Here is a 25,890-nt window from a genome sequence, read left to right on the forward strand (position 1 = left end):
CGACTCAGCGGCCCAGGAGTTCCACCAGCCCGTCCGCCAGTTCAGTGCGCCAGCAGAGGTAGTCGTGACCGCCGTTGAACTCCCGGTAGGAGGAGTCGTGGTAGCCAAGGGCCGTCAGGGTGTCGCGCAGCCTGCGCGCGGCGGGCAGGGCCACCCATTCCTGTGTGCCGAAGGAGAGCCTGAAGCGCACCGGCAGCCGAGGCGTCCCGGCGAGGGCCCGGGTGAGCCACTCCGGGTCCGGTCCCGTCGGCCACCAGAACGAGCCCGACTGGACGAGGGCGTTGCCGAAGCGGTGCGGTGCTGCCGCCGCGGCGTAGGCGGCGGTGAGTCCGCCGAGGCTTTGGCCGGCGATGACGGTGTGCGCCGGATCGTCGCTGAGGGGCAGGAGCCCTGCCGCCCAGGGCAGCAGTTCGCCCGCGAGGAAGTCGACGTACTCGGGCCGGCAGGACAGTTCGGCCCAGCGTGTGGCCTCGTCCACGGCTTCGGGCAGTACGGCGGCGACGGGTGGGATCCGGCCGTCGGCGACGAGGTTGTCGAGGAGGTGGGAGAGCCTGAGGCGGGGTTGCCAGTGCTCGCCGTCGAGCAGTACCAGCACCGGCAGCCCTTCCGACTCCCGGTTCCCGCCGGGCGGTTCGTACAGCCAGACCTGGCGGGAACGTCCGAGGCGGGTGCTCGCCACGGTGTGCTCGGTGACGGTGCCGCGCGGGATGCCGGGGCGCGGCTCCCAGTCCACCGCGCGCGGGGCGGCCGGGAGTTCCGCGTACGACACCGGCTCCGCCTCCCAGCGGTGGGGCAGTGTGCGGGAGTTGAAGGGATCGGTGCGGCGCAGGGTGCGCAGGCGGCGCCGGTACGCGGGTGTTCCTGGGTCCGGGCCGTCGCCCTCCTCGACGTACAGGTCGTAGGTGCCGCGCCAGTCGTGTCTCAGGCGCAGGGTCCAGTGCCAGACGTCCGTGCCGGGGACGCGCTCCATGAGGTTGCCGCCGGGGTCGTGCGGGTCGCCGAGCTTGTTCGGCAGGACCTGGACGGCACGGGTGCCGGGGGTGCCGCGCCACAGGAACGTCACTGCCCGGTGGTCGGCGCTGCCTCGCGGGTCGGGGCCCACCAGGGGTGTGCCACCGCGCGCCCGCACGTCCGCCCAGAAGGCGTCCTCGCCGCCCGGCTCGGGCAGCGTGCACACCGGTTGGGCGAGGCGGGGCACCGGATGTGGTCTGGGCAGGCGGGGCGGGTGGTTCGGGGTGTCTTCCGGGGGCTCCGGAAGGTGCGTGCGTACGGATTCCAATTGACTGCCCATGATCTTTAGGTTAGGTTAGCCTTACCTTAGTTGATCACACATCGTGTTCTGCGCCGGCCTCGCCGCCCCCGATGTGTCCATCTATTGCCAAAACTTCCTTCTTCATGATGTTTCGCCTGCCAGGAGCAGCCCTCATGACCTCTGACAGATCCGCTTCGCCCTCCGGCGCCCGGCTGGGCCGCGTGGTCGCACTGACCGCCGGCGCGACCCTGGGCCTGGGCGTCCTCTGCGCCACCCCCCTGGCCACGGCCGGTCCCGGCGGCGTGGAGGCCACCGACACGGTGGCACTGGCGGCGGACACGGCCGCACCCTCGGTCACCCTGGGCACCAGGAATGTGAAGCAGGGCGGCGAGGTGTCCTTCACGGCCACCGGGTTCCCGGCCGGGAGCACACTGAGCGTCAAGTTCGACGACAAGACGCTGCTGAAGCAGTTCAGCGTCGGCGACGACGGAAGCGTCTCGGACTCGGTCACCGTCCCCGTCGACGCGAGCGCCGGCGGCGGGCACTGGCTGCGGTTCCTGGCCCCGCAGACGAGCGTCCGCAGCGAGGAACTGACGGTCACGGCCGCCGCTCCCGCTCCGACACCGGCCCCCACTCCCCCGCAGACCCCGAAGCCCACGCCCACGCCCACGCAGACCCCGAAGCCCACCCCCACGCCCTCCCCGTCGACGGACACCGATCCCGCGGTGAAGCTCACCGGCGGGTCGGAGGTGGCGGCCGGCGGCAAGGTCTCCTTCACCCTCTCGGGTTTCGTCAAAGGCCAAGACATCACGGTGAAGCTGGACGACGGCGAGATCCTCGCCCGGTGGCCCGACGCGGTGAAGGCCGACGGGACGTTCTCCGGCACGGTGACCGTCCCCGCCTCCGTCCCGGCCGGCCAGCACTGGCTGCGGTTCCTCGCGCCCGCCCCGGCCACCAGTCTGAAGGCCGACATCACCGTCGTCCCGTCCCCGGGCGGCGGCTCGGGCGGAGGTTCGACGGGCGGCGGCGGTACAGGCGGCAGCGGTACGGGCGGCAACACAGGCGGTACGGGCACTGCCGGCGGTTCGTCGGGTACGACGGGTGGTTCCGGCTCCGGCGGCGCGGCGACAGGCACGTCCGCCACCATCACCGCGGGCTCGCAGGTGGCCGCGGGCGGCAGGGTCTCGTTCCGGGTGACCGGCTTCCCGGCCGGTCAGCGGCTGACGGTGAAGCTGGACGACAGCACGATCCTCGGCCAGTGGACAGTCGGCTCCGACGGGTCGTACTCCGGCAGCGTCACAGTGCCCGCCGACGCCACGAAGGGCGCCCACTGGCTGCGCTTCCTCGCCCCGAACCCGCCGACCAGCCTCAAGGCCGACTTCACCGTCACGTCCGGCACCGGCGCGGGCGGCACGGCGGGCGGCACCGGAGCCGATGCGGCGGGTGCGCCCCCCGTCCCGGCCGCGTCGGGCGCCCCGGCCTCCGCCACCGACGACGCCGGGGCGAAGGCCCGGATCACGGCCAGCCAGGTACCGGCCGGCGGCACGCTCCACTTCGAGGTGACCGGGTTTCCCACCGGGGAGCAGGTCACGATCAAGCTCGACGACGAAGCCATTCTCGGCCAGTGGAAGACCGGCAGCGACGGCTCCTACGAGGGCGACGTGACGGTCCCCGCGGACACGGCGGCCGGCGACCACTGGCTGCGGTTCCTCGCGCCCAACCCGCCCACCTCGCTGAAGGTGGCCTTCACGGTCACCGCGGCCGGGACGGACGGCGCCGGACCGCCCGCGGCCTCCTCGACCACCGCACCAGAGACGAAGAGCACCGAGGCCCTCGCGGCCACGTCCCGGGCGGTCCCCGTCTCTTACGCCACGATCGCCTGGTCCGCAGCGGCCGCCGCAGCCGGCGGCGCCGCCGGAGCCACGGCCACCACACTGCTCGTCGTCCGTCGGCGCACCGCCGGGAACACCACGCCGAGCAGCTGACACGCCGCCACCGTGCGGCCCCGAGCCACTTCTCCCATGCCGTAACACCCCGTTGATCCCCGAGAAAGGGAGTTCCACCACCATGTCCGTTCCTACCACCCGCACCTCCCGCCGCACCGCGGTCGCCGCGGCCGTCGCCGTGGCGCTCGCCGCGGGCAGCACCCTGACCCTGGCGGGCACCGCGTCCGCGCACTCCACCGGCTCGACGGTCACCACCGCGAAGCTGACCAAGGGTCTGTACCAGTCGTCCTACTCCGAACGGAACGACGTCCTGTGGGTCACCGCCGCCGTCGGCCGCCCGCCGGTCACCGAGTCCCACCTGCTGAAGGTCGACCCGGAGACCCTGGAGATCGAGGCCGACTACACCCCGCCGGTCACCGACGCCGCCACCGGTGCCGTCGCGGCGGTCTACGGCATCGCCGTGGACGACGAGCACAACACCGTCTGGACGACCAACACCCGCAACAACACTGTCTCCGTCTACAGCCAGCGCACCGGCGAACGCCTGGCCAGCCTGCCGAACGTCGACCACGCCCGCGAGATCGTCGTCGACGAGCGGCACGACACGGTCTGGGCGAGCGGCTTCGGCGACGGCACCCTGGTCGCCTTCGACACCGAGTCCCTCAAGGAGAAGGAGCGGATCACCGTCGAGGGGGCGGGCCCGACCGGCCTGACCGTCAACGAAAAGACCGGCGCTCTCTACGCCGCCGACCTCAACAACGACCGGCTCGTCGAACTGCAGCGCGGCTCCACGACCCCGCGCTTCATCACGGTCGGCGACGGCCCGATCTCGGTCTCCCTGTCCGAGAACGGCCGGACCGCCTACACCGCAAACCAGACCTCGGGCACCCTGTCCGTGATCGACCTCAAGACGGGCGTCGTAACCAAGTCCGTGGCGACCGGCGCCGGCGCCCTCTCGGTCGCCACCGACGAGCGCTCCGGCGACGTCGTGGTGGTCAACCGCACCGCCGCCACCCTCACCGTGGTCGACCCGCGCAAGGGCGCGGTCGAGGAGACCGTCGCCACCGGCGCCAACCCCAACCACGTGGAGATCACCGACGGCACCGCCTACGTGACCGACAAGTCCGGCGCCACCCAGACCGAGGACGCACTGACCCGCATCCGCCTCGCGCGCTGACACCTCCGCTCACCGCCGCCCGGCACCTCCCACCGTCTCTCAGCGGCGGGAGGTGCCGGGCGGCGCCCGCGTGCGCCACCTGCCCCTCGCCCCCTGCCCCCCAGCAGGCCGCCCGTCTCTTCCGGGCCCAAGACAGTGGCGCCACCGAGGACCGGCTCCGCCAGGTCGCCGCCCAGGCCCTGGGCGAGGTCTGCTTCCGTGACAGCGACAGCCGCGCCCGTGGCCTCGAAGCAGAACTCACCGACCTCCTCGACCTGGAATTCAAGCTGCAGGCAGGCCTCCGGCACCGGCGCACCGGGCCGTGAACGGCGAAGGGCTCGGCACCGCTGAGCAAGACGTCCGAGGGGCAACGCGGGGTGCACCACGTGTCCTGCCCTGGATCCAGGGCGAGTTGCCTGTGCCACGTCAGTGTCGATCCGCTGCCCGCCGTGCCCTCGGGACCACGTGATCGTTTGAGACGGTGTGACGATCAACGCTCCCTCGGTGCGGGCCATGGTGGCCGCCGTGCTGACGGTGCTGCTCGCCGGGGCCTGCACGGCACAGCCGCGACCGGCCCTTCCTGCCTCGGAGCAGGGCCGCAGTGACCTGATCGCGACCGCCCAGCAGATCCTCGTGCACCAGTGCCTGCAAGCGCGCGGTGCCACCGGGCCGTCCCCGCGGCACGAGGTGCTGTTCGGGGCCGGGCCCACCGAGCTGTCGGTCACGCTCACCACCGGTTACACCGTCCGCGCCCACACCGACGGCTGCCTGGCCGAAGCGCACCGCTACCTCTACGGCGACCAGGAACGCTGGTTCCACGCCCAGGTCACCGTCAACAACCTGCGCCCCGAAGCGCAGGCGCGGCTCCGCGACGATGCCGGCTACCGGGCCGCTCTTGCTCGCCGGGCGGCCTGCGACGACCACGACACCGCGTGTATCCGGGCAAGCGGCCTCGAGCGGCTGCGGGACCGGCTGGAGCCGGCCCGGCTCGCACAGGTCCGCGCCGCGCACCGCGACGCCATCACCACCCACGACCGCCTGCGCGACCGCGCAGTGCGGCGCGCGGCCGGCCTCCTGGCCGGCCGTCCCACCCCCCACCCGAAAGGCAACACCCCTTGATGACCGTCAGCAAACTGCTCACCTCCGCCGCTGCGGCCTTCCTCGTTCTCACCGGCAGCCTCGCCACGGCCCCTCCGGCCGGCGCGGCCGACTGTCCCAGCGGCCAGTTCTGCGCCTGGGAACATGCCGATTTCCAGGGCCAGCGGGCGAACTGGCACGGTGACGACGGCTGGTGGGAGGGCTACATCGCCGACGCCGATTCCTCCTGGGCCAACCACGGCATCGCGGGACCAGGAATCCCGGCTTACGTACAGGTCTACAGCTCCGCCCATCAGGGCGGCCACATGACCATCTGCCTCGCCCCCGGCCAGGAAGTCGCCTACAACGGCGCGGCCAACGACGAAGGCGACTCCCACACGTGGGCCCACGGCTGCTGACGCCTGACGCGCTGCCCGGGGTCCTTCCCTCCTCCGACCCCGGGCGGTTCGGCACCCTGGACGGGGTTCTGATCATCGACGACACCGGCTTCCCGAAGAAGAGCACCACCCCTGCGGGCGTACAACGGCAGTACTCCGGCACCGCCGACCGCACCGAGAATCCCCCAGAGGAGGTACCCCCAGCCAGATCGGGGTCTTCGCCGCGTATGCCTCCTCAAGGGGAAGAGCCCTGGTGGACCGGGAGCTCTGCCTGCCCGAGTCCTGGACCGCCCGCGCGGACCGGTGCCGGGCGGCGAAAGTCCCTGACGGTCGTGGCTTCGCGACCAAGGGAGAACTGGCCCGCGCGACGATCCTGCGAGCTCTTGCTTCGCCCCTCCCCACCGCCTGGGTGACGGGAGACTGCGCCTACGGACAGGAACGGCACATGCGCCGCACCCCGGAGGAAGCCGGTGTCGGCTACGTCCTGGCCGCGTCGAAGTCCCAGCAACTGCACGCTCCTTTCGGCCGTACCGACCAGGCCATCGCCGACGCTCCCGGCGAGGCATGGGAACGACGCTCCTGCGGCGACGGGGCCAAAGGCCCGCGTGCTTACGACCGGGCAGCCGCCCGTCTGCCGGTGATCGATGTCTTCGACGGTGACCGGCCCACCCATCAGCGATGGGTGCTGGCCCGCCGCAGCCCGGCCCGACCGCAGGAGAGCGCCTACTGCCTCGCCTACGCACCGAACGGCACCAGCGTCGCCGACCTGGTCCGCATCGCCGGATCGCGCTGGGCGATCGAGGAAGCCTGCCAGGCCGCAAGAAACGCATGCGGCCTCGACCAGTACGAGGTCCGCCGATATCCGGGTTGGTACCGGCACATCACCCTGGCCGTGCTCGCCCACGCGTTCGTGGCCGCCGTCGCAGCCCAGGCAACGATTTCTGACTGGAGTACCAGGGGCTGTCCGACCATTGCCGTCGTCGCCCGGAGGGCGGTCCCGCGGCGCCCGGTGCGGCGAGAGTGCGTGCACGGCATCGCGAGACAGGCGGGAACGGTCGGACAGACCCTAGCGGCCGGAGAGGGTCACGGCCCGGGCGGTGGGAGCCGCCGGGGCGGCGCCGGACAGCGCGCCGGCCGCGGCCGGCACCGGGTCGGTCCGCCAGCGCTGGCCGTCGGACCGGTCGCGGACCCGGACGACGACGTCCGCGTCCGGGGCGCCGCCCACCGGGGCGAGGGCGAGCCGCTCGTCCCAGCGGGGCAGCAACTCCCCCTGGACGGTCAGGTCGTAGCGCACGTCGTCGCCGCGCTCGCCGTCCGCGGCGGCGCAGGTGCCGAGGACGACGACGCCCGCGTCCTTGTGCGAGTCCAGGCACAGCCCGGGGTCGGCCGCGTTGCGCAGCAGCCCGTCCTCCTCGAACGTCCAGCGCTGGGTCCACGCGGCGGAGCACTCCGCCAGCCGGACGCCCACGCCCTCTCGCGGCCTGCCCCGGACGTCGAGGCACAGGTCGGCGATGACGCTGCGCAGCCGGGTCTCCCCCGGTGCCGCGGGGTGTCCGGCGGTGCCGGGCGCCGTCGTGGACGCGCCGGGCGGTACGGCACCGCCGCCGGTGGCGCCGGTGGAGCCGGCCGGGTCGGCGCCCCCGCCGCCCTGCGGCGACGTGCCGACGATCAGCACGGTGGCCAGGACCCCGGCGGAGAAGGCGCCGACCCCCGACGCGAGCGCCCGGGAAGGGCGCAGGGTGTCCGGGACGAGGCCGGCGGGCACCGGGATCCTGGCGAGCAGCCGCGCCCGGACGCCGGACGCCCCGGCCCTGCGCCGCCCGCCCCGGCCGCCGCGCGCGCCGCGCGCGGCGCGGCCCGGACGCGAGTCGAGGTAGCGGCGGGCGCCCCAGCCGAGCACCGCCTCGGCGATCAGGACACCCAGCCCGCTGTCGAAGTGGCCCAGTTGCTCGGCGGCGTACCGGCAGTGGGCGCACTGCGCCAGATGGTCCTGGACCTCCGGGAGGAGGGCGCCGCCGCGGCGGATCGGCACGTCCAGCAGGCGGTTGTAGAAGCGGCAGTCGCCGGTCGGCGCGAGTTCCCGGTGGGCGCGCACGCAGCCCGCGCGGAACTGCTCCCGCGCCTGTTCGAGCAGGGCCGACGCGGTGTCGGTGTCGGTGCCCAGCAGACCGGCCGGGACGGTGAGCGGGTCGGCCTCCACCTCGGCGTGCCACAGCACGCAGCGGGCGCGGCCGGGGAGGGCGCGGAACGCCCTTTCCGCCAGGGCCCGGTTCTCGGGGGTCATGGAGGTCGACGCGCGCATGCCGCGACCGCCGGCGGGTTTCTCCAGATCCGGCAGGACGGCGGATATCCGTGCGTCGGCGGACCACTCCCGGACCGTGTCCCGCACGGTCACCAGCAGCGCGGGCCGCAGCGCGTCGGCCGGTTCGCCGAAGGCCAGGCGGTTCAGGGTCCGGTGCAGGGCGGTGGCGGTGATCATGTCCGCGACCTGCGCGGACGAGGCGAGGCAGATGACCGCGTAGTCGTGGACCGACCGCCAGTGGCGCGCCGACAGCAGTGCGACGCAGTGGGCGGCGGCCTCGCTCCCCGGACGGTCCCGCAGACGGGCGGCGAGGGATTCGTCGGACTCCCCCGGATCCCCGCCGGGCGGGGGGTACGGAGGACGAGGGGGGTGGGGGGTGGGCACTGAGATGGGTTCCTTCCCACACGCGCATGACACGGAAGTCCCGTCACCGAGAAGGAGCTCCCGGTCGCGGGCCCCTTCCGGCGGGCACGGGGAGCAGGCATGCGCCGGCCGGCGCATCGGGCCCGTCCGGCACCGCGCGTGCGACGCCCGGCCCTCACCCCCCGCACGGGTGAGTCACTCTCGCACAGTCCCCGCACGGCCAACAAGGCGCTCCAGCAACATCCGTCCCTTTGAAAGACAGTCAGACGGGGCCCGCCGCCACCACATCCGCATGCACATTCGACCTCACACGTGATGACACGTGTCCGGCGGCCCGGGCGGGAGCGAGTGCGGGGCCCGGGTTCAGATCTGCCAGGAGCGCAGCCGGTCGGCCGCGCCGTAGATGTCGGTCGTGCCGGACATCAGGTCGCGGGCGAGGTCGACCAGGGCCCCGTAGGGCGGGTCGATGCCGACGCCGCTGACGAACATGTACGCCACGGCGGTCGCGCAGGCGAAGCGGGCGTTGGCCGACGGCAGCGGGCGGAGCACGGCGAGGGTGTGCAGCAGCGCGGCGGCCCGCCAGGCCGGGTCGGAGTCCACGCCGAGGCGGGGCGGGTCGACGCGGTGCCGGGCGACGGCGGCGACCAGCGCGGAGAAGTCGTTGATGACGGGCTGGTCCGGCAGGACCTCCTCGTGGCGCTGGAGGAGCCAGGGCACGTCGATGTGCAGGACGGGTGCCATCGGTCAGGCGGCCCGGCCCTCGCCCTTGGCGGCCGGCTCGTCCTCGGGGAAGGCGGCCGCGAACTCGTCGGCGTGGGAGGCGAAGAACCGGCGGAAGGCCTCCGCGCCCTCCTGCAGCGCCCGGTGGCGGGCTATGTCGGCCGCGGCCGCCTCCCGCACCAGCGCCTTCATGGACGTACCGCGTTCCTTGGCGATCTGCCGCAGGTCCTCTAGCTCGCGGTCCGTGAACTCGACGTTGAGAGCTGGCATGCCTCCACGGTACCGCTCGGGTACTGGCTCGTAAATAGCCCCAGGTCAGGACGGAGATCGCACGGTACCCGGCAGGTCACGACCGGTGCGGGCCGGAGGCGTCCCGCAGGACGGCCCCCGGCCCGCGCCCGGTCACGCCGCGCCTACGCCTGGTCCGCCACGAAGGAGGCCATGCGGGTCAGGGCGGCGTTCCAGTTGATGGTGTGCTCGTTCGTCGACCAGGACTGGATGTCGTCGATGAAGCAGAACTGGCCGACGCAGCCCTGCAGTTTCGCCTGGGCGAGGGGGTCCTGGATGCTGGAGTTGGGACCGCCCGAGAGGGTGCCGTCCGGCGGGGCGGGCAGCGCGGGGTCGAGCTGGCGGGCGTACCAGCGGCTGTGCTGGTTGTGGGCGTTGACCTCGCCGTAGCCGGTGACGTACGAGATGTTCAGCGCGTTGCGGCCCAGGATGTAGTCCATGCTCTGCAGCGCGCCGTCGCGGTACTTCGCGGCGCCGGTCAGGTCGTACGCGGTGGCGAGGACCACGGCGTTGTTGAGGACCTGGTGGCTGGAGCCCCAGTCGTACCGCTGGCCCTCGGGGGCGTACGGCATGCCGTACGGGTGGGCCTTCAGCGTGGCCAGGTAGCGGTCGGCGCCCTTGACGACGGAGGCGCGGACCTTGTCCCGGCCGGGCAGCCGGCTCGGCACCAGCGCGAGGTCGAGGCGGCCGGCCGCGGCCGTGCGCGCCCAGTCGAAGCCGGTCGGGCCGAAGATGTCGGCGGTGTGCACCGGGGAGTCCAGCACGTACCGCTCGAAGTCCTTCTCCCCCGTGGTCAGGTACAGCTGGGCCGCCGCCCAGTAGAACTCGTCGGTGACGTCGGTGTCGGGGTAGGCGCCGCCGCCGATGCCGTCGTCCGGGTCCGCGTAGACCTCGGGGTGGGCGAGGGCCGCCGCCCAGGCGGTGCGCGCGGCCTTCAGCGTCCGCGCCGCGAACTCCCGGTCGTAGGGCTTGTACAGGCGGGCCGCCTGCGCGGCCGTCGCCGCCAGGTTCAGCGTCGCCGCGGTGGTCGGCGGGTGCAGCTCGCGCTTCTGCGGGTCGTCGCTGGGCAGCAGCGGCAGCCCGGTCCAGTTCTCGTCGTGGATCTTGTGGTGTGCCATGCCGGCCAGCGGCTCGCCGTCCGGCACCTGCATCTTCAGCAGGAAGTCCAGCTCCCAGCGGACCTCGTCGAGGAGGTCGGGCACCTTGTTGCCGCTCTCGGGGAGGGCGAGGGTGCCGTCGCCGAGGGCGTCCGCGTCGCCGGTGCGGGTGTGCAGGGCCCGCTCGTAGGTGCTGAGCACCTCCCAGGTGGAGATGCCGCCGTTGACGACGTACTTGCCGTGGTCGCCGGCGTCGTACCAGCCGCCGCTGACGTCGAGCGTGTAGTCGCACACGCCCGGCTGGCAGGGCACCTCGGTGTCGCCCTGGTTGGGGGCCACGCCCACGTGGCCGGCCAGGCGGCCGTAGCCGGGACGCAGGTCGTCGCGGATCGGGGTGCCGCTGCGCTGCGTGTAGTAGTACTTCGCCGCATCCAGGCGGAGCCGGTCGTAGGCGCGGGCGTCGATGTCGAAGGGGCGGCTGGTCTCGCCGTCGGCGACCAGGGTGTAGCCGGTGCCGCGCACGCGGTGGGCGCCGAAGTCGATGGAGTGGACGTTCTGCCCGGAGGAGGCGTCGACGCCGCGCGGCACGGTCCAGCCGCGCGCGACCACCGTGCCGCCGGCGTTCTTCAGCTGCCAGGGCAGCTTCGCGGTGGCGTCGGTGACCAGGGTGGCGTTCTTCGGCCCGGCGGGCAGGTAGGCGACCTGGTTGACGCGGACCCGGGGCCCGGTGTCGGGCTCGTACGGCTCGGGCGCCACCCCGCCGAGCAGCGACACGTCGTCCACGCAGAACCGCCAGGGGTCGGCGCTGCCGCCGAGCTGGAAGCCGACCTGCCCCTGGGTGGTGTCGACGGGCGAGGTGAAGGTGTAGGAGTACCGGTCGCCGGAGACGCTGAGCTGCGGCGTGACCTCGTGGTACGTGTCGTACGGCGACACCGACAGGCCGACGATCGCCCGGACCGCGTGCCCGGCGGGCGAGCCGGTGGCGGTGAAGGAGAAGCGGTAGGACTCGCCCTTCACGAGGGTGAGGTCGTTCTGCCCGACGGCGGCGTCCCAGCGGTTGACGGTGCCGCCGGGGACGTCGGCGCACAGGCGCCCCTCGGACAGGCCGGCGGTCACGTTGCTGCTCGCCCACCAGGGGTCGGTGGTGGTGTCGAAGGTGCCGTTCCTGACCTGCTCCACCTCGTCCGCCCCGGCCGGGGCGGCGGGCAGCGCGGTGAGCGCGGCCGCCAGCAGGGCCGTCAGGGGCAGCAGGGCGGTTCTGCGTCGTTTCACGTCTGGGCTCCTCGTCGGGAGGTGCGGGTGCGTGGTGCGAATGGGAGCGCTCCCAAAAAGCGGACGCAGACATGCTTGTGGCTGAGGCGACAGAACGTCAACGGTCCGGACGGGACGGGTTGGACCGGCCCCTCCGGACGCGAGGGAGATGTCCGGAGCGTCGGACACGTACGGACGACGGACCGGCCCGGGCGGGCAGGGCCGCCGGGCGGCCGACGCGCAGGGCGTCCACCGGCCGGGCGGTGTCGCAGGGGGACCCGGGCCGTCCGGCTCGGCCGGCGGGGGTGCGCGGGGTGCGGCGGTGCGGGGCGCCGCGGTTCCGCAACGGCGGTTCGCCCGGCGCCGGTTGGCGGGTCCCGGTCCGCCCGCCGGCGGCGGTGGCCGTGGCGGACGTGCGGGCGGCCGTGCGGCGCCGGGCCGGAGCTCCGGGACACCGCCTCCCGCTCGGCCGCCGCACCGGAGGCGTTCACGACGGACGTCCCGGCCCGGACGCCGCCGGACTCCACGGGGATCCGCGACCCGGCCGGGGCGCGCGGCGGGGCGAGGGCGACGCGGTGCCGGCCGGAGCCGCCGGGCTCCTCGGCGCCGCCCGGGTCGAGCGGCGCGAGACGCCGGCCGGCGCGCAGGGCGACGGGGTGGCGGCCCCGGGGGCCGCCTCGGCGGACCGGGCCGCCGGGACGCCCGGGAGCGTTCCGTCGCGGGCGCCGTCGTGGAGGCGAGCAGGACGGCCCTGCGGGTGACCGGCCTGACGGCCCTGTGCCGTCAGGCGCCGGAAGCACTCACAACCCACCGTGATCGAACACGTCCTGTCGACCCGTCAGACACGGCCGCCGAAGGGGCGGTGGCGGCCGTCCGCCCCGGACGCCCGCCGGGGCCCCGGCCCCGGCCGGACGGGGGCACGGGTTCCGGTCCGCGCGACGCCCGAACGCACTAGTCTGGAACTCAAGTGACGTGTCTGATCACCGAGAGTGTCCGTGATGGAGTGGCGACGATGAGCCCGCACGAGCCGGTCGACGAGGCCGTGACGGCCCGTGCCGTCATCGGCGCCGACGGCACGCTCCGGGAGTGGAGCGAGGGCGCCCGCCGCCTGCTCGGCCACAGCGCCGCCGAGGTCCTGGGCCGCCCCGCCGTCGACCTGCTGGCCGACGGCGCCGAGGGACTCGGCGGCCTGCGCGGCACCGAGGGCACGCCGTACGTCCCCGTGAACGCCCGCTGGAGCGGCACGCTCGCGCTGCGGCACCGCGACGGCCGCACCGTGTCCGCCTGGGTGCTGGCCCACCACCGGCAGCCCGAGGACGGCGGCCCGGGCGACTGGCTCGCCGTCACCCCGCTGGAACCCGCGGGCCACGCGCTGCCGGACGACCCGCTGGTCCGGGCCGCCGTACGGCAGTCACCGTGCGCGACGATGGTCTTCGACGCCCGGCTGCGGCTGCGCGGCATCAACGACGCCATGGCGGAGCTGCTCGACCTGCCGGCCCACCGCCTGCGCGGCCTGCGGCCCACCGAGATCGGCGGCCGGCCGCAGCACGCGGAGCTCGAACGGCACATGCGGCAGGTGCTCGACAGCGGCCGGCGGCGCGACATGCAGACCCACATGAAGGCCGGCGGCGAGATCCGGGCGCACGCCTGGCTGGCCCGCATCGCCCCGCTGACCGACGACGCCGGGCGGGTGCGCGGCGTGTGCGTGACCGCCCACGACTTCACCGAGCAGTACCAGGCGCGCGAGCGGCTCCAGCTGGTCAACGAGGCCAGCGTGCGCATCGGCACCACCCTCGACGTCACCCGTACGGCGCAGGAGCTGGCGGACGTGTGCGTGCCCGCGCTCGCCGACTTCGTCAGCGTCGACCTGCTCGACCCGCAGGAGCACGGCGGCGACCCGGCCGCGCCGCCGACCGCGCCGGTCGGCCTGCGCCGGGCCGCGCACCGGTCCGTCACCCCGGGCGGCCCGGAGGCCCTGCCCAAGCCGGGCGAGACCGATCTGTACCCGGCCTCCTCCCCGCAGGCGGACTCGCTGGTCGCGGGCCGGACGATCGTGGCCTCGGTGCCGTCCGGCGACCTGGAGCAGTGGCTCGCCCGGGACCAGGGGCGGCTGCGGCAGGTCCGGGAGCACGGCATCCACGCCACGATGTCCGTACCGCTCCAGGCCCGCGGCACGACCCTCGGGGTCGCGGTCTTCACGCGCTTCCGGCACCCCGAACCCTTCACCCACGACGACGTGCTGCTGGCCGAGGACGTCACGGCCCGCGCCGCCGTCTGCATCGACAACGCCCGGCGCTACTCCCGCGAGCGCGAGACGACCGTCGCCCTCCAGCGCAGCCTGCTGCCCCGGTCGCTGCCGCGCACCGCCGCGGTCGAGGCCGCCTCCCGGTACCTGCCGGCCGCCCGCGCCGGGGTGGGCGGCGACTGGTTCGACGTCATCCCGCTGTCCGGGATGCGGGTCGCGATGGTCGTCGGCGACGTCGTCGGCCACGGGATTCCGGCCTCGGCGACCATGGGCCGGCTGCGCACGGCCGTGCGCACCCTCGCCGACATCGACCTGGCCCCCGACGAACTGCTCACCCACCTCGACGACCTGGTGGTCCGGCTGTCGGAGGAGTCCGGCGGCGACGGCAGTCCCGGGGAGGTCGGCGCCACCTGCCTGTACGCGGTGTACGACCCGATCTCGCGGCGCTGCACGCTCGCCCGGGCCGGGCACCCGGCGCCCGTGCTGATCCCGCCGGGCGGCCCGGCCCGGCAGCTGGAACTGCCCTCCGGTCCCCCGCTCGGGCTCGGCGGCCTGCCGTTCGAGAGCACCGAGGTGGACCTGCGCGAGGACAGCGTGCTGGCGTTCTACACCGACGGGCTGCTGGAGAGCCGCGAGCGGGACGTCGACGCCGGTCACCGCGTGCTGTGCGAGGCCCTGGAGGCCGGGTCGGCCTCGCTGGACGAGACCTGCGACCGGGTCCTGCACTCTCTGCTCCCGTCGGGCGGCGCCGCCGACGACGTGGCGCTGCTGCTGGCCCGTACCCGGGGACTGCCCGCCTCCCGGGTCGCGACGTGGGACATCCCCGCCGATCCGGCGCTCGTCGCCCCGATCCGCAAGCAGGTCCTCTCGCAGCTCGACGACTGGGCGCTGGCGGACGCCTCGTTCACCGCCGAGCTGGTGGTCAGCGAACTGGTCACCAACGCCATCCGGTACGGCGCCCCGCCCATCCGGCTGCGGCTGATCCACGACGCGCCGACGCTGATCTGCGAGGTGTCCGACACCAGCCCCACGGCCCCGCACCTGCGCCGGGCCAAGACCTGGGACGAGGGCGGCCGCGGGCTGCTCCTGGTCGCCCAGCTCACCCAGCGCTGGGGCAGCCGGCACACCGCCGAGGGCAAGACGATCTGGGCCGAGATCGGGCTGCTGGGCGAGGCCTGACCGCCTCCTCCTGGTCTCCTGCGGCGGGCGCCGGGGCCCGCCGCACGCCCGGCCCCCGTCCGGCGGTGACCTCCTCCGGTCCGCGTCATGGGCCCGCCACGCCCGGCCCCGGGCCGGCGACGGCGGCCCTCTCCGGTCGGCTCCGGCCGCCGTCGGAGGCCCGCCGCGCCCGGCCTTCGTCAGCGGCGGTGGCCTCCCCCGTGTCCGTCGCCGTGTCCGTCGCCGTGGCCGCCGCCGGGCCGGTCCGGGCCGTTCCCGGCGCAGGAGGAGCCGGAGGCGCAGGTGACGGCCGGGGACGGGCCCGTCGCCGCGGGCCGCGGGGCCGGGGTGCCGGAGCGCGCGGCGGACGGCGGGACGGACGGCGTCCCCGGCCCGGCGGTGGACGGCGCGGGCGCGGGAGCGGTGGCGCGGACGTCCCGGTGCACGGCCTCCGTCTTCAGGTCGGCCCTGGAGGTGTCGATCACCCAGCGCTGGGCGTCGCCGTCCGCGCGGGTCTTGACGACCAGGGCTCCGGAGCCGTCGGTCGCGGCGGGCGCGAGGGCCAGGTCCTGGTCCCGGCGGGGCACCAGGACGCCCCGGAGGGTGAAGTCGTAGCGGACGTCCCCGGACTCCGGCCGGGAGGCGTCCGCGCACGGGGCCAGGCGCACCGAGTGGCCGAGGCGGGAGTCCAGGCAGAGCCCGGGGTCCGCCGCGCTGCGCAGCAGTCCGTCGGTCTCGTACGTCCACTGCTGGGTCGCGGCCCGGGAGCACGTGGTGAGCTCCGCCTCCGCGCCCTCGGCCGCCCTGCCGCCGGCGATGCCGACGCACAGGTGCGAGGCGAGGTTGCGCAGCCGGCCGCGCAGCGCGCCCCGGGCGGCGTCGCCCGACCCGATCCGGGACGGGTCGTCGCTCGCGGTGCCCGGGCCGGGCGTGCGGGCGGGCCGGCCGGCGCCGGCCGGCGCGGTGTCGTCACCGGACCCGCCGGACGCCCACAGGACCAGCGGGAGGACGAGCAGCCCGCCGACGGTGAGGGCGCCCACCGTGAGGTTCCGGCGCCGGGCGGCGCGGCGGGCCGCCCGGAGCGCGGAGCGGCGGGACGCGCCGCGCGGGGCGGTCGCGGGACCGGTGCCGGAGGCGGCGTGCGTGCCGGTCCGGGCGCCGGGCGGGAGCGGGCCGGGTGCGGCGGCGGGGTGGGGCGGGCGCCCGGCGCCGGCGGACGGCCGCGGGGCGCCGGGGCCGGTGAACGCCTCCCCGGTGGCGCCGCCGGAGGGGGACGCCCCGGGGAGGGCCGCCCCGGCGCTCTCGGCGCGCGCCGCCTCCGCCAGACCGGCGACGTCCTCGGGACGCCCCCCTCCGGCGGTGTCCGGACCACCGGCGTCGCTCGTGCCGCTCGCCCTGCTCAGGACGTAGTCCCGCGCGCCCCAGCCGAGCACCGCCTCGGCCAGCGGCAGCCCGAGCCCCTGGTTGAACCGGTCGAGCTGGTCGGCGCCGTGCCGGCAGTGGGCGCAGCCCTCCAGGTGCGCGCGCAGGTCGGGGTCGAGGGCGACGTCGCCGCGCCGGCAGGTCACGTCCAGCAGGCGCAGGTAACGCCGGCACTCCTGGTCGGGCGCGAGTTCGCGGTGCAGGTGGAGGCACTCCTCGCGGAGCCGGCCGCGGGCCCGTCCCAGGGCGGTGCGGGCGCCCTCCGCGTCCAGGCCGAGCAGTCCGGCGGGGACGGCGAGCGGCTCGGCCTCGACCTCGGTGTGCCAGAGCAGGCAGCGGGCGGACTGGGGCAGCCGCTGGAAGGCGCCGGACAGCAGGCGCCGCTCCGGCGGCGGCAGCAGCCGGGCCGCCGGGCGTTCTCCCTCCCCGGTCCCGGACCGCAGGGCGGGGTGGAGCAGTGCGCGCCGGGCTTCGGTGTCCCACTCGGCGGCGATGCGCCGGACCGTGACGAGCAGGTGGGGCCGCCAGGCGGCGGTCGGCCCGTTCTGCCGCAGGGTCTCGCCGAACAGCCGGGTGAAGGCGGCGGTGGTGAGGATGCCCGCCGGACGCGGGCCGTCGGTGCACAGCCGCGCGTAGGCGAAGCCCGCCTCCCAGTGCCGGTCCAGCAGTTCGCCGACGGGCTGGAGCGCGGGGGTCGCCCCGGTCCATTTCCTGAGCTCGGCGCTCAGTTGCTCGTCCGTCGCGCCGAACCGGCGGGCCGGGGCCGGGGAATTCGGCGGGCCTTCGTCTTTCACGACTGCATTCCTCTCGAGGACGTGCGGGAAAAGTCCGTACCAAGGGCATGCGACCCGTCGGCGTCACGACGGACCCGTCCGTATCGGATGCGGCGTTTCGGATGCGCTTCACGGGCGGTTCTCCCGAAGCGGGACGCGTACGGGAGCGGCCTCGCGCGTGCGGGAGGGGGACGTGTGGCCCGCACGCCGACGAGGCACACCTTTGCACAGGTCAGCGAGACGGAACAAGAGATCGCGTGATGTCGCGCATCAAGCGTTCCGTAAAAGCTTTTTGACGGACTGTCGAATAACGGCGGCCGGGCAATAGCGCGCTGCCGGAACGGAAATGTGCCGGGTGTATTCGTCTTTCCCGCCGGGCGGTGCGCGCGCACGTGCGGGGACCGCCTCGCGGGGCGGCCCGCCCCTTTTCCGTCTCCGTCGCGCCGGCGGTCCGCGGGCCCGCCCCGGCCGTGGGGCGGGCCCTGCGCGTCGTCAGTGACCGGCGACCGGGTGCGGGGTGTAGGGCCGCTCCAGTTCCTCGATCTCCTCGTCGCTCAGCTCCAGGTCGACGGCGGCCACGGCGTCCTCGATGTGCTGCGGCCTGGACGCGCCGATGATCGGCGCGGTCACCGTGTCCTGGTGCAGCAGCCAGGCGAGGGCGATCCGCGCGCGCGGCACCCCGCGCTCGCCGGCGATGCGGGTGACGGCCTCGACGATGGTGCGGTCGCCCTCCTGGTACAGGGTGCTGCCGAAGGCGTCGGTCGCGCTGCGGCCGGTGGTGGTGCCCCAGTCGCGGGTGAGGCGGCCGCGGGCCAGCGGGCTCCAGGGCAGCACGCCGACGCCCTGGTCCGCGCACAGGGGCAGCATCTCGCGCTCCTCCTCGCGGTAGAGGAGGTTGTAGTGGTTCTGCATGGACACGAAGCGCGTCCAGCCGTGCAGCAGCGCCGTGTACTGGGCCTTGGAGAACTGCCAGGCGTACATCGAACTGGCGCCGATGTAGCGGACCTTGCCCGCCTTCACCACGTCGTGCAGCGCCTCCATGGTCTCCTCGACGGGGGTGTGCGGGTCCCAGCGGTGGATCTGGTACAGGTCGACGTAGTCGGTGCCGAGCCGGCGCAGGCTCGCGTCGAGCTCGCTCATGACGGCCTTGCGGGAGAGGCCGCCGCCGTTGGGTCCGGGCCGCATGCGGCCGTGCACCTTGGTGGCGAGCACGATCTCGTCCCGGCGGGCGAAGTCCTTCAGGGCGCGGCCGACGATCTCCTCGCTGGTGCCGTCGGAGTAGACGTTCGCCGTGTCGAAGAACGTGATGCCCGCCTCCACCGCCTGCCGGATCAGCGGGCGGGAGGCCTCCTCGTCCAGGGTCCATTCGTGCGTGCCGCGGTCGGGCAGGCCGTAGGTCATGCAGCCCAGGCAGACGCGCGACACGTCCAGGCCGGTCGAACCGAGCTTCACGTACTGCATGCGTTGCTGCTCCTGTCTCCGGGACGGTTTGCCAGGAGGGAGCGTACGTCTTCGACCGTGCTCCACGCCGTACGGTGCGGCGGCCCGGCCGCTGCCGCGGTCACCGGCGTTCGAGCAGGTCCAGCGCGCGTTCCCAGCCGAAGGCGGGCCGGGTGCCGTCCGTGTCGGCCTCGCCCGTGTACGGCTCCCCGAACCGCACGCCCATCCCGCGCAGCCGCGTCACGCTGTCCCGGTAGGCGGGGTGGGCGGCCAGCGCGTCGGCCACGCACGGCAGGACGGCGACGGGGACGCCGAGGCCCGCGGCCTCGCACAGGGTGCCCAGGGCGAGGGTGTCGGCGATGCCGGCGGCCCACTTGTTGACCGTGTTGAAGGTGGCGGGCGCCACCACCACGGCGTCCGGGGGCGGGAAGGGCCGGGGGTCTCCCGGGGAGCGCCAGGCGGAGCGGACGGGGCGGCCCGTCCGCTCCTGGACGGCGGCGGCGTCGAAGAAGCCGTTCAGGGCGTGCGGTGTCGCGATGACGCCGACGTCCCAGCCGCGGTCCCGCGCGGCGGCGACGAGGTCGCCGACGTCCGCGGCGACGCCGGCGGCGCAGACGACGACGTAGAGGAAGGGGATACGGGCCGGTCGGGTCACCCGATGCACCTTAGTGACCGGCGCGATGCCGCGCGGCACCGGGCCGGTGCCCGGTCCCGGCCGTCCGCGGGCGGTGTCCCGTGCCGGGGCGCCGTCAGCTCGCCGTCTCCCCGACGGTGACGGCGCCGACGGGGCAGGCGCGGGCCGCCTCCCGCACGAGCGGGCTGCCGCCGCCGTCCTCGCGGCCGGGCAGCAGCACGCTGTAGCCGTCGTCGTCCTGGGTGAAGACGTCCGGTGCGGTCAGGGCGCACTGGCCCGCGCCGATGCAGACGTCCCTGTCGATGCCGATGCGCATGCGCGGCCGCCTCACCAGGTCACGGGGAGTTCGAGCATCCCCTGGATGGTGTCGCCCGGCTTGAAGGGGATCTCGTCGGCCGGGGCCGCCAGACGCAGTCCCGGCAGCCGTTCGAAGAGGGTGCCGAGGGCGATCTCCAGCTCGGTGCGGGCCAGGTTCTGGCCGAGGCACTGGTGGATGCCGAAGCCGAACGCGACGTGGTGGCGGGCGGAGCGGTGCCAGTCGAGGGCGTCGGGGTCGGGGTAGACGGTCTCGTCGCGGTTGATGACGGAGGTCGCGAAGAGCACCCCGTCGCCGGCGCGGATCGTCGTCCCGGCCACCTCGATGTCCTCGACGGCGACGCGCAGCAGCCCGTCCGCGATCGACAGCACCCGCATCAGCTCCTCGACCGCCGCGGGCAGCAGCGCCGGGTCGGCGCGCAGCTCGGCCAGCCGGCCGGGGTGCCGCAACAGGGTGTAGGTGCCCAGCGAGATCATGTTGGCGGTCGTCTCGTGGCCGGCGACCAGCAGGATGATCGCCATGGACACCAGGTGGTCGCGGTCGACCGCGCCCTCGCGCAGCCCGCGCCGCACGAGGTCGTCCAGCAGACCGGTGCCGGGGTCCTCGTGCTTGCGGTCGATCAACTCGCCGAGATATTCCTCCAGTCGGGCGCGGGCGTCCTCCACGTCGGCGGCCGACGGGCCGCGCAGCAGCCGCCGCGACTGCGTCTCGAAGAAGTCGTGGTCGGCGTAGGGGATGCCGAGCAGGGCGCAGATCACCATGGAGGGCACGGGCAGCGCGAAGGCGCTCACCAGCTCGGCGGGCGGGCCCTGCGCGATCATGGCGTCGAGCCGCTCGTCGACGATCTGCTGGATCCGCGGGCGCAGGGCGACGGCGCGCTTCAGGGTGAAGTCGGCGGCCACCGTGCGGCGTTGGGCGCGGTGTTCGGGGTCGTCGACGCCCAGCAGCGCGGCGGTGCGGGACCGGACGGCGGCGAAGCGCGCGGTGGGCGCCGGGAAGCCGGGGCGGGTGCGGTCGGAGGACAGGCGCGGGTCGGCGAGCAGGTCGCGGGCCGCAGCGTGCCCGGTGACCAGCCAGGCCTCGCGGCCGTCGTAGAGGGTGATCCTGGCCAGCGGCCGGGCGGCGCGCAGCGGATCGTAGGAGGCGGGCGGCTGATAGGGGCAGGTGCGGTCCTGGGGGAAGGCGACGGGTGCGGTCGGGTCCGGCATGGGAAGACCTCGCAGACGGAGTGTGCGTCGTGCCGATCTTCATTAGATGCCCCAGGCACCTATGGGACGTACGCGAAGTTCGGCCAGATCGGTGAAGGGGGCGATCTGGCCGAGGAGCATCGTCCGCCGTTCGAACGACCGCACCCGTGACGGGAACCGGCGGGGAACCTGACGGCCCGTGAGGTCGGCGGCGGTGACGGGTGGTGGCCGCTTCCCGCCGTACCGCGACCGCCGGAAGAGGACGGGCCGCCGGGGTTTCCTCCCGGGGGCGGACATGATCTTCCCCGCGGCGGGCACTCGTGGGTCAGGCCCCGCCGCGCTCCCCCGTCGCGGCGGGGCTTTCCGCCGCCTCCTGGGCGAGCCGGTCCGTCACGTCGAGGAAGATCTGGTCCGCCTCGGGCACCGTACGGGCGATGGACCGCTTGATGCGGACCGCGACCTCCTCGACGTGCTCGCTGTCCAGCCCGGGCGCCAGGTCGACCCGCGCGGCCACCAGGACCGAGTCGAGCCCCGTCTTCATGGTGAACAGCGCCTCCACGCTGTCGATCTCGGGCTGCGCCTCCAGCAGGGCCTGGATGCGGCCGCTGGCCCGCGGGTCGGCGGCCTCCCCGATCAGCTGGTCGCGGGCCTCGCGCCCCAGCCGGTAGGCGACGAACACCAGGAGCGCGCCGATCGCGAGGGACGCGGCGGCCTCCCACGCCACCTGGTCGGTGACCATGTGCAGCACCATGCCGACGATGGCCAGGCTCACCCCGAGCACGGCGGTGCCGTCCTCGGCGACCACCGTGCGCAGCGCCGGGTCGCGCAGCCCGTCCTCCATCCCGCCCTGCCGGCGCGCCTGGTACAGGGCCCGCAGCAGGGAGCCCCCCTCGGCGAGCAGGGCGACCACGAGCACGACGAGACCGGCGGTGTATCCGCCGAGTTCCTCCTCGGTGTCGGTCCTGAGGGCCTCGACGCCCTGGTAGAAGGAGAAGCAGCCACCCATGACGAAGATGCCGACGGCGGCGAGCAGCGACCAGAAGAACCGCTCCTTGCCGTACCCGAAGGGGTGCCGCCGGTCCGCCGGGCGCCGGCTGCGGCGCAGCGCGGCGAGCAGGAAGACCTCGTTCAGGCTGTCGGCGACCGAGTGCGCCGCCTCCGACAGCAGGGCGGGTGATCCCGCGGCGAGTCCCCCCACGGCCTTGGCCGCCGCTATCACCAGGTTGGCCGCGAGCGCCACCAGCACGGTGACGCGTGTCCTCCGGTCCTCTCGTGTACTCACCACCGCCGATTGCCCCCGGTCGGCGTAGCTCACACCGTGCCGGGGACGGAAATCGGGGAACCCGGGGAACACCGTCACCAGGGCATACGCACGGGAGGGAGGAGGACGTCATGAGCCGCGACAAGCAGGACGCCGGCAACGCCGCCTACGGGAGGAAGGCGTTCAAGCGGTCCCCGGCGCACTTCACGGACCGCGTCACCGCGGACGGCCGGGACGGCTGGCCCGTGGAGGCGGGCCGGTACCGGCTCGTCGTCAGCCGCGCCTGCCCGTGGGCCAGTCGGTCGCTGGTGTCCCGGCGGCTGCTCGGCCTGGAGGACGCCGTGTCGCTGGCCGTCGCCGACCCGGTCCAGGACGACCGCAGCTGGCGCTTCACCCTGGACCCGGACGGCCGCGACCCGGTGCTCGGCATCCGCTACCTCGCCGAGGCGTACGACCGGCGGGAGGCGGGCCGTCCGGGCGGGGTGAGCGTGCCGGCGCTGGTGGACGTCCCGAGCGGGCGGCTGGTCACCAACGACTACCAGCGGATCACCCTCGACTTCGCCACCGAGTGGACGGCCCTGCACCGCGAGGGGGCGCCCGACCTGTACCCGCGGGAGCGGCGCGACGAGATCGACGCCGTGATGGCGGACGTCTTCGAGGACGTCAACAACGGGGTGTACCGGGCAGGTTTCGCCACCGGCCAGAAGGAGTACGAGGCCGCCTGCACGGCCGTGTTCCGGCGGCTGGAACTGCTGGCCGAGCGGCTGCGCGGGCAGCGGTACCTGGTCGGCGACACCCTCACCGAGGCCGACATCCGGCTGTTCACCACCCTGGTGCGGTTCGACGCCGTCTACCACGGCCACTTCAAGTGCAACCGGTGGAAGCTGACGGAGAACCGGGTGCTGTGGGCGTACGCCCGCGACCTGTTCCAGACGCCCGGCTTCGGCGACACCGTCGACTTCGACCACATCAAGCGGCACTACTACCAGGTGCACACCGGGATCAATCCCACCGGGATCGTGCCCCTGGGGCCCGATCTGGCGGGCTGGCTGACGCCCCATCACCGCGAGGAGCTGGGCGGCCGGCCGTTCGGGGACGGCTCGCCGCCCGGCCCGCCCCCGGCCGGCGAGCGGATCCCGGTCCCCGGCCGGCCCTGACCCCCTCCGACCACCGAACCGAACAACCGCCCATCCACCAAGGAGAAGAACGTGGCCAAGAAGAAGAAGCTGCCCCTCGCCTACAAGCCCCTCGGGTTCGTGCTGGGCTGGTCGAGCGGCTGGCTGGCGGGGCTGGCCTTCCAGAAGACGTGGCAGGTGATCCGGCACGAGGACAACGCGCCCGACGCGCTGGACAAGGACCGCGGCTGGGGGGAGATCCTGCTGGCCGCGGCCGTGCAGGGCGCCCTCTTCGCCGTGGTGCGCAGTGCCGTGGACCGTGCGGGCGCGCAGGTCATCGAACGCTCCACCGGCACCTGGCCGGCCGGCGACGGCAAGGGCCGGGACTGACGGGTCCGGGCCCCTCGGAAACCGCCGGGGGGGGGGGGGGGGGGGGGGGGGGGGGCGGGGGGCCCGCCGGCGGGCGGGGGGGGGGGGGGGGGCCCCCCCCCCGGCCGCCCCCCCCGCGGCCCCCCGCCCCCCCCCCCCCCCCCCCCCCCCCCCCCCCCCCGGCGGTGGTGCGAGGTCCCGGCCGCTCACCCCTGCTTGGGGGCCGTCGGCGTGGTGCGGCGCACAACGAAGGAGTGGCCCGCCGGGTCGGCGAAGCCGCGTTCCTCCAGGGGGCCCGGCGCGTCCTTGGCCTCCAGCGGGCGCCCGCCGAGGCCGACGATCCGGCGTTCCGTCGCGTCCAGGTCGTCCACCACGAACTCCAGGTGCGCCTGGAGGGAGTTCTCGGGCCGCGGCCAGCTCGGCGGGGTGGCGTTCACGTCGCGGCGCAGTGCCAGCCGGAAGCCGTCGGCCCCCTTGATCTCCACCCGGTTGGCGGTCGCGTCGGTCTGCTCCCCCTCCAGCAGCTCCGTGTAGAACACGGCGAGCCTTTCGGGCTCGGCGCAGTCGAGCACCACGACGCCCGCGTTCACCAGTGCCATCTCTCCTCCGCAGGATTCGGGGCGCGGGACTGGGGTGCCCCGCGCCCGGTACCTAGCGGATATCCCGGCCCGGCCGATTCAGTCGGCCGCCGGCCCGTCCCCGTGGCGCGAACACCGCACATCCGCAAGGGCGTTGACCGTCGGCGGGCCGTCCGGGGCGGAAGGGGAGAAGGGGGTGCACGGGAGGCGCGGGAGTGTACGCACCTCAGGAGGCGCCGACAGTAACGAAGATCACGAACGCGTCCCGGTATGGCCGAATCCCGCGGCGGGCAGCCTCGTACCGCTTCTCGGTCCGGTGTTCGGATCACGAAGCAGAGTTCGAGTGTGCGGGCGGCCGATCGCGGCCCTCCGCTCGCAGGGGTGGGGGGCTCTGCGGTCCGTCTCCCGAAAGGAAGCACATGCCTCAGGACGTCCGGTTCGACCTGCCCTTCGACACGCCTGTGAGCGGGCACCTGGAGTACGCCCGCGCGCGCCACCTGCGCTGGGTGTGGGACATGGGTCTGGTGCGCAGCCGGGCCGGGTTCGAGGAGTACAGGTCCTGGGACCTTCCGCAGGCCGCCGCCCGTACCTACCCGCACGCCTCGGCGGACGACATGGTCGTCCTGATGAACTGGTTCTCCCTGGCCTTCCTCTTCGACGACCAGTTCGACACCGGCCGGCCCGACCGGGCGGACCGGATAGCGGAGGTGGCGCGGGAGCTCGCCGTCACGCCGCTGCGGCCGGCGGGCAGCATGCCGCGGGTGGTCTGCCCGATCACCCTGGCGTGGGCGCAGGTGTGGCGGCACCTCTCGGATGGCATGTCCCTGACGTGGCAGACGCGGTTCGCGGCCTCGTGGGGGCGGTTCCTGGTCGCGCACTGCGAGGAGGTGGACCTGGCGGCCCGCGGGCTGGCCGGCACGCTGGCGCTGGACGAGTACGCCGCGTTCCGGCGCCGTACGGTCGGCATCCACCACAGCATCGACGCGGGCGAGCGCAGCCGCGGCTTCGAGGTGCCGCCGCAGGCCATGGCGCATCCGCTGATGGAGCGGATGCGCGACCTGGCCGCCGACACCATCGGGTTCATGAACGACATCCACTCCTTCGAGCGCGAGCAGCGCCGCGGCGACGGCCACAACCTCATCGCCGTGCTGCACCGGGAGCGCGGCTGCTCGTGGCGGGAGGCGGCCGACGAGGCGTACCGGATGACGACCGCCTGCCTCGGCGAGTACCTGGAACTGGAGGCACGCGTCCCGCGGATGTGCGACGAGCTCGGCCTCGACGACGACGAGCGCCACCGGGTGCGGATGGGCGTGGAAGCCGTCCAGCACTGGATCGGCGGCAACTACGAGTGGGCGCTGACCACGGGCCGCTACGCGGTGGCGAAGGAGGGGGCGGTGGCCACGGCGGAGCTGGCCGGGCGCGGCGCGGTGGACGACCTGCTGACCGTGTGAGCCGCGCGGACCGGGCCGCGTGCACGGCGCGCCCGGCCGCCCCCGCGGCAGCCGGGCGGCGGTGCGGAGCACCGGCGACCGACGGCAGCGC

20 protein-coding genes and 2 pseudogenes are annotated in these 25,890 nt (G+C 74.6%); 10 read left to right on the forward strand and 12 right to left on the reverse strand.

Features of this window, described 5'->3' with window-relative positions; genetic code table 11:
• Positions 1-4 precede the first annotated feature (4 nt).
• The gene (fes, locus tag ACIF8T_RS23395; RefSeq protein ID WP_400038031.1) at positions 5-1,291 is read right to left on the reverse strand and encodes an enterochelin esterase; all 1,287 of its coding nucleotides are present in this window, start codon (positions 1,289-1,291) and stop codon (positions 5-7) included.
• Between the two features lie 134 nt (positions 1,292-1,425).
• On the opposite strand from fes, the gene ACIF8T_RS23400 reads away from it, so the two are divergent.
• From ACIF8T_RS23400 to ACIF8T_RS23425, 6 genes and pseudogenes are all read left to right on the forward strand, one after another.
• Positions 1,426-3,237, forward strand: a complete 1,812-nt coding sequence (locus ACIF8T_RS23400) for a hypothetical protein (RefSeq protein ID WP_400038032.1) — start codon at positions 1,426-1,428, stop codon at positions 3,235-3,237.
• An 82-nt stretch (positions 3,238-3,319) separates the two neighbouring features.
• Complete coding sequence (locus ACIF8T_RS23405; protein WP_400038033.1) at positions 3,320-4,375, forward strand: YncE family protein; 1,056 nt, start codon at positions 3,320-3,322, stop codon at positions 4,373-4,375.
• 462 nt (positions 4,376-4,837) lie between these two features.
• On the forward strand, positions 4,838-5,473 hold the full coding sequence (locus ACIF8T_RS23410) for a hypothetical protein (RefSeq protein WP_400038034.1): 636 nt from the start codon (positions 4,838-4,840) through the stop codon (positions 5,471-5,473).
• The gene (locus tag ACIF8T_RS23415) at positions 5,473-5,850 is read left to right on the forward strand and encodes a peptidase inhibitor family I36 protein (protein ID WP_400038035.1); all 378 of its coding nucleotides are present in this window, start codon (positions 5,473-5,475) and stop codon (positions 5,848-5,850) included. The genes ACIF8T_RS23410 and ACIF8T_RS23415 overlap by 1 nt, the downstream gene beginning before the upstream one ends.
• Positions 5,832-5,957, forward strand: a pseudogene (locus tag ACIF8T_RS23420) (hypothetical protein); the annotation flags it as partial. The gene ACIF8T_RS23415 and the pseudogene ACIF8T_RS23420, both read left to right, overlap by 19 nt.
• A 125-nt stretch (positions 5,958-6,082) precedes the next feature.
• Positions 6,083-6,685: pseudogene (locus ACIF8T_RS23425) on the forward strand (transposase); the annotation flags it as partial.
• Positions 6,686-6,895: 210 nt separating this feature from the next.
• Here ACIF8T_RS23425 and ACIF8T_RS23430 read toward each other — a convergent pair.
• The 4 genes from ACIF8T_RS23430 to ACIF8T_RS23445 form a co-directional block, all read right to left on the reverse strand.
• Positions 6,896-8,515 (reverse strand): RICIN domain-containing protein, encoded by a 1,620-nt coding sequence (locus tag ACIF8T_RS23430; RefSeq protein ID WP_400038036.1) that lies wholly within the window; start codon positions 8,513-8,515, stop codon positions 6,896-6,898.
• A 342-nt stretch (positions 8,516-8,857) separates the two neighbouring features.
• Positions 8,858-9,235, reverse strand: coding sequence for a toxin Doc (locus tag ACIF8T_RS23435; RefSeq protein ID WP_400038037.1), 378 nt, complete (start codon positions 9,233-9,235; stop codon positions 8,858-8,860).
• A 3-nt stretch (positions 9,236-9,238) separates the two neighbouring features.
• On the reverse strand, positions 9,239-9,484 hold the full coding sequence (locus ACIF8T_RS23440; RefSeq protein ID WP_400038038.1) for a hypothetical protein: 246 nt from the start codon (positions 9,482-9,484) through the stop codon (positions 9,239-9,241).
• 143 nt (positions 9,485-9,627) lie between these two features.
• Positions 9,628-11,871 carry a glycoside hydrolase family 9 protein gene (locus tag ACIF8T_RS23445; protein ID WP_400038039.1) on the reverse strand — a complete coding sequence of 748 codons (2,244 nt, stop codon included), beginning with the start codon at positions 11,869-11,871 and terminating at the stop codon, positions 9,628-9,630.
• A 991-nt stretch (positions 11,872-12,862) separates the two neighbouring features.
• Here ACIF8T_RS23445 and ACIF8T_RS23450 point away from each other — a divergent pair.
• Entirely contained in the window at positions 12,863-15,274 is a 2,412-nt protein-coding gene (locus ACIF8T_RS23450) for a SpoIIE family protein phosphatase (protein WP_400038040.1), read from the forward strand.
• Between the two features lie 179 nt (positions 15,275-15,453).
• On the opposite strand, the gene ACIF8T_RS23455 is transcribed toward ACIF8T_RS23450, so the two are convergent.
• From ACIF8T_RS23455 to ACIF8T_RS23480, 6 genes are all read right to left on the reverse strand, one after another.
• Positions 15,454-17,469 (reverse strand): ricin-type beta-trefoil lectin domain protein, encoded by a 2,016-nt coding sequence (locus ACIF8T_RS23455; protein WP_400038041.1) that lies wholly within the window; start codon positions 17,467-17,469, stop codon positions 15,454-15,456.
• Between the two features lie 471 nt (positions 17,470-17,940).
• Complete coding sequence (locus ACIF8T_RS23460; protein WP_400038042.1) at positions 17,941-18,909, reverse strand: aldo/keto reductase; 969 nt, start codon at positions 18,907-18,909, stop codon at positions 17,941-17,943.
• Between the two features lie 100 nt (positions 18,910-19,009).
• On the reverse strand, positions 19,010-19,543 hold the full coding sequence (locus tag ACIF8T_RS23465; protein ID WP_400038043.1) for a flavoprotein: 534 nt from the start codon (positions 19,541-19,543) through the stop codon (positions 19,010-19,012).
• A 94-nt stretch (positions 19,544-19,637) separates the two neighbouring features.
• Complete coding sequence (locus ACIF8T_RS23470; protein WP_400038044.1) at positions 19,638-19,838, reverse strand: ferredoxin; 201 nt, start codon at positions 19,836-19,838, stop codon at positions 19,638-19,640.
• 11 nt (positions 19,839-19,849) lie between these two features.
• On the reverse strand, positions 19,850-21,046 hold the full coding sequence (locus ACIF8T_RS23475; RefSeq protein WP_400038045.1) for a cytochrome P450: 1,197 nt from the start codon (positions 21,044-21,046) through the stop codon (positions 19,850-19,852).
• 304 nt (positions 21,047-21,350) lie between these two features.
• The gene (locus ACIF8T_RS23480) at positions 21,351-22,271 is read right to left on the reverse strand and encodes a cation diffusion facilitator family transporter (RefSeq protein WP_400038214.1); all 921 of its coding nucleotides are present in this window, start codon (positions 22,269-22,271) and stop codon (positions 21,351-21,353) included.
• A gap of 146 nt (positions 22,272-22,417) precedes the next feature.
• On the opposite strand from ACIF8T_RS23480, the gene ACIF8T_RS23485 reads away from it, so the two are divergent.
• Together ACIF8T_RS23485 and ACIF8T_RS23490 are read left to right on the forward strand one after the other, a co-directional pair.
• Entirely contained in the window at positions 22,418-23,443 is a 1,026-nt protein-coding gene (locus ACIF8T_RS23485; protein ID WP_400038046.1) for a glutathione S-transferase family protein, read from the forward strand.
• A 51-nt stretch (positions 23,444-23,494) separates the two neighbouring features.
• Positions 23,495-23,791 carry a DUF4235 domain-containing protein gene (locus tag ACIF8T_RS23490; RefSeq protein WP_400038047.1) on the forward strand — a complete coding sequence of 99 codons (297 nt, stop codon included), beginning with the start codon at positions 23,495-23,497 and terminating at the stop codon, positions 23,789-23,791.
• Between the two features lie 185 nt (positions 23,792-23,976).
• On the opposite strand, the gene ACIF8T_RS23495 is transcribed toward ACIF8T_RS23490, so the two are convergent.
• Positions 23,977-24,369 carry a VOC family protein gene (locus tag ACIF8T_RS23495; RefSeq protein WP_400038048.1) on the reverse strand — a complete coding sequence of 131 codons (393 nt, stop codon included), beginning with the start codon at positions 24,367-24,369 and terminating at the stop codon, positions 23,977-23,979.
• A gap of 398 nt (positions 24,370-24,767) precedes the next feature.
• On the opposite strand from ACIF8T_RS23495, the gene ACIF8T_RS23500 reads away from it, so the two are divergent.
• Entirely contained in the window at positions 24,768-25,799 is a 1,032-nt protein-coding gene (locus tag ACIF8T_RS23500) for a 7-epi-alpha-eudesmol synthase (protein ID WP_400038049.1), read from the forward strand.
• Positions 25,800-25,890: the final 91 nt, after the last annotated feature.

The organism is Streptomyces sp. NPDC085946 (assembly GCF_044540485.1).
GTDB lineage: Bacteria > Actinomycetota > Actinomycetes > Streptomycetales > Streptomycetaceae > Streptomyces.

Coding starts and splice junctions, on each gene's coding strand:
- ACIF8T_RS23400 (WP_400038032.1), top strand. CDS start 1,426: ATGACCTCTGACAGATCCGCTTCGCCCTCCGGCGCCCGGCTGGGCCGC.
- ACIF8T_RS23415 (WP_400038035.1), top strand. CDS start 5,473: ATGACCGTCAGCAAACTGCTCACCTCCGCCGCTGCGGCCTTCCTCGTT.
- ACIF8T_RS23460 (WP_400038042.1), bottom strand. CDS start 18,909: ATGCAGTACGTGAAGCTCGGTTCGACCGGCCTGGACGTGTCGCGCGTC.
- ACIF8T_RS23470 (WP_400038044.1), bottom strand. CDS start 19,838: ATGCGCATCGGCATCGACAGGGACGTCTGCATCGGCGCGGGCCAGTGC.
- ACIF8T_RS23485 (WP_400038046.1), top strand. CDS start 22,418: ATGAGCCGCGACAAGCAGGACGCCGGCAACGCCGCCTACGGGAGGAAG.
- ACIF8T_RS23495 (WP_400038048.1), bottom strand. CDS start 24,369: ATGGCACTGGTGAACGCGGGCGTCGTGGTGCTCGACTGCGCCGAGCCC.
- ACIF8T_RS23405 (WP_400038033.1), top strand. CDS start 3,320: ATGTCCGTTCCTACCACCCGCACCTCCCGCCGCACCGCGGTCGCCGCG.
- ACIF8T_RS23475 (WP_400038045.1), bottom strand. CDS start 21,046: ATGCCGGACCCGACCGCACCCGTCGCCTTCCCCCAGGACCGCACCTGC.
- ACIF8T_RS23500 (WP_400038049.1), top strand. CDS start 24,768: ATGCCTCAGGACGTCCGGTTCGACCTGCCCTTCGACACGCCTGTGAGC.
- ACIF8T_RS23435 (WP_400038037.1), bottom strand. CDS start 9,235: ATGGCACCCGTCCTGCACATCGACGTGCCCTGGCTCCTCCAGCGCCAC.
- fes (WP_400038031.1), bottom strand. CDS start 1,291: ATGGGCAGTCAATTGGAATCCGTACGCACGCACCTTCCGGAGCCCCCG.
- ACIF8T_RS23450 (WP_400038040.1), top strand. CDS start 12,863: ATGAGCCCGCACGAGCCGGTCGACGAGGCCGTGACGGCCCGTGCCGTC.
- ACIF8T_RS23440 (WP_400038038.1), bottom strand. CDS start 9,484: ATGCCAGCTCTCAACGTCGAGTTCACGGACCGCGAGCTAGAGGACCTG.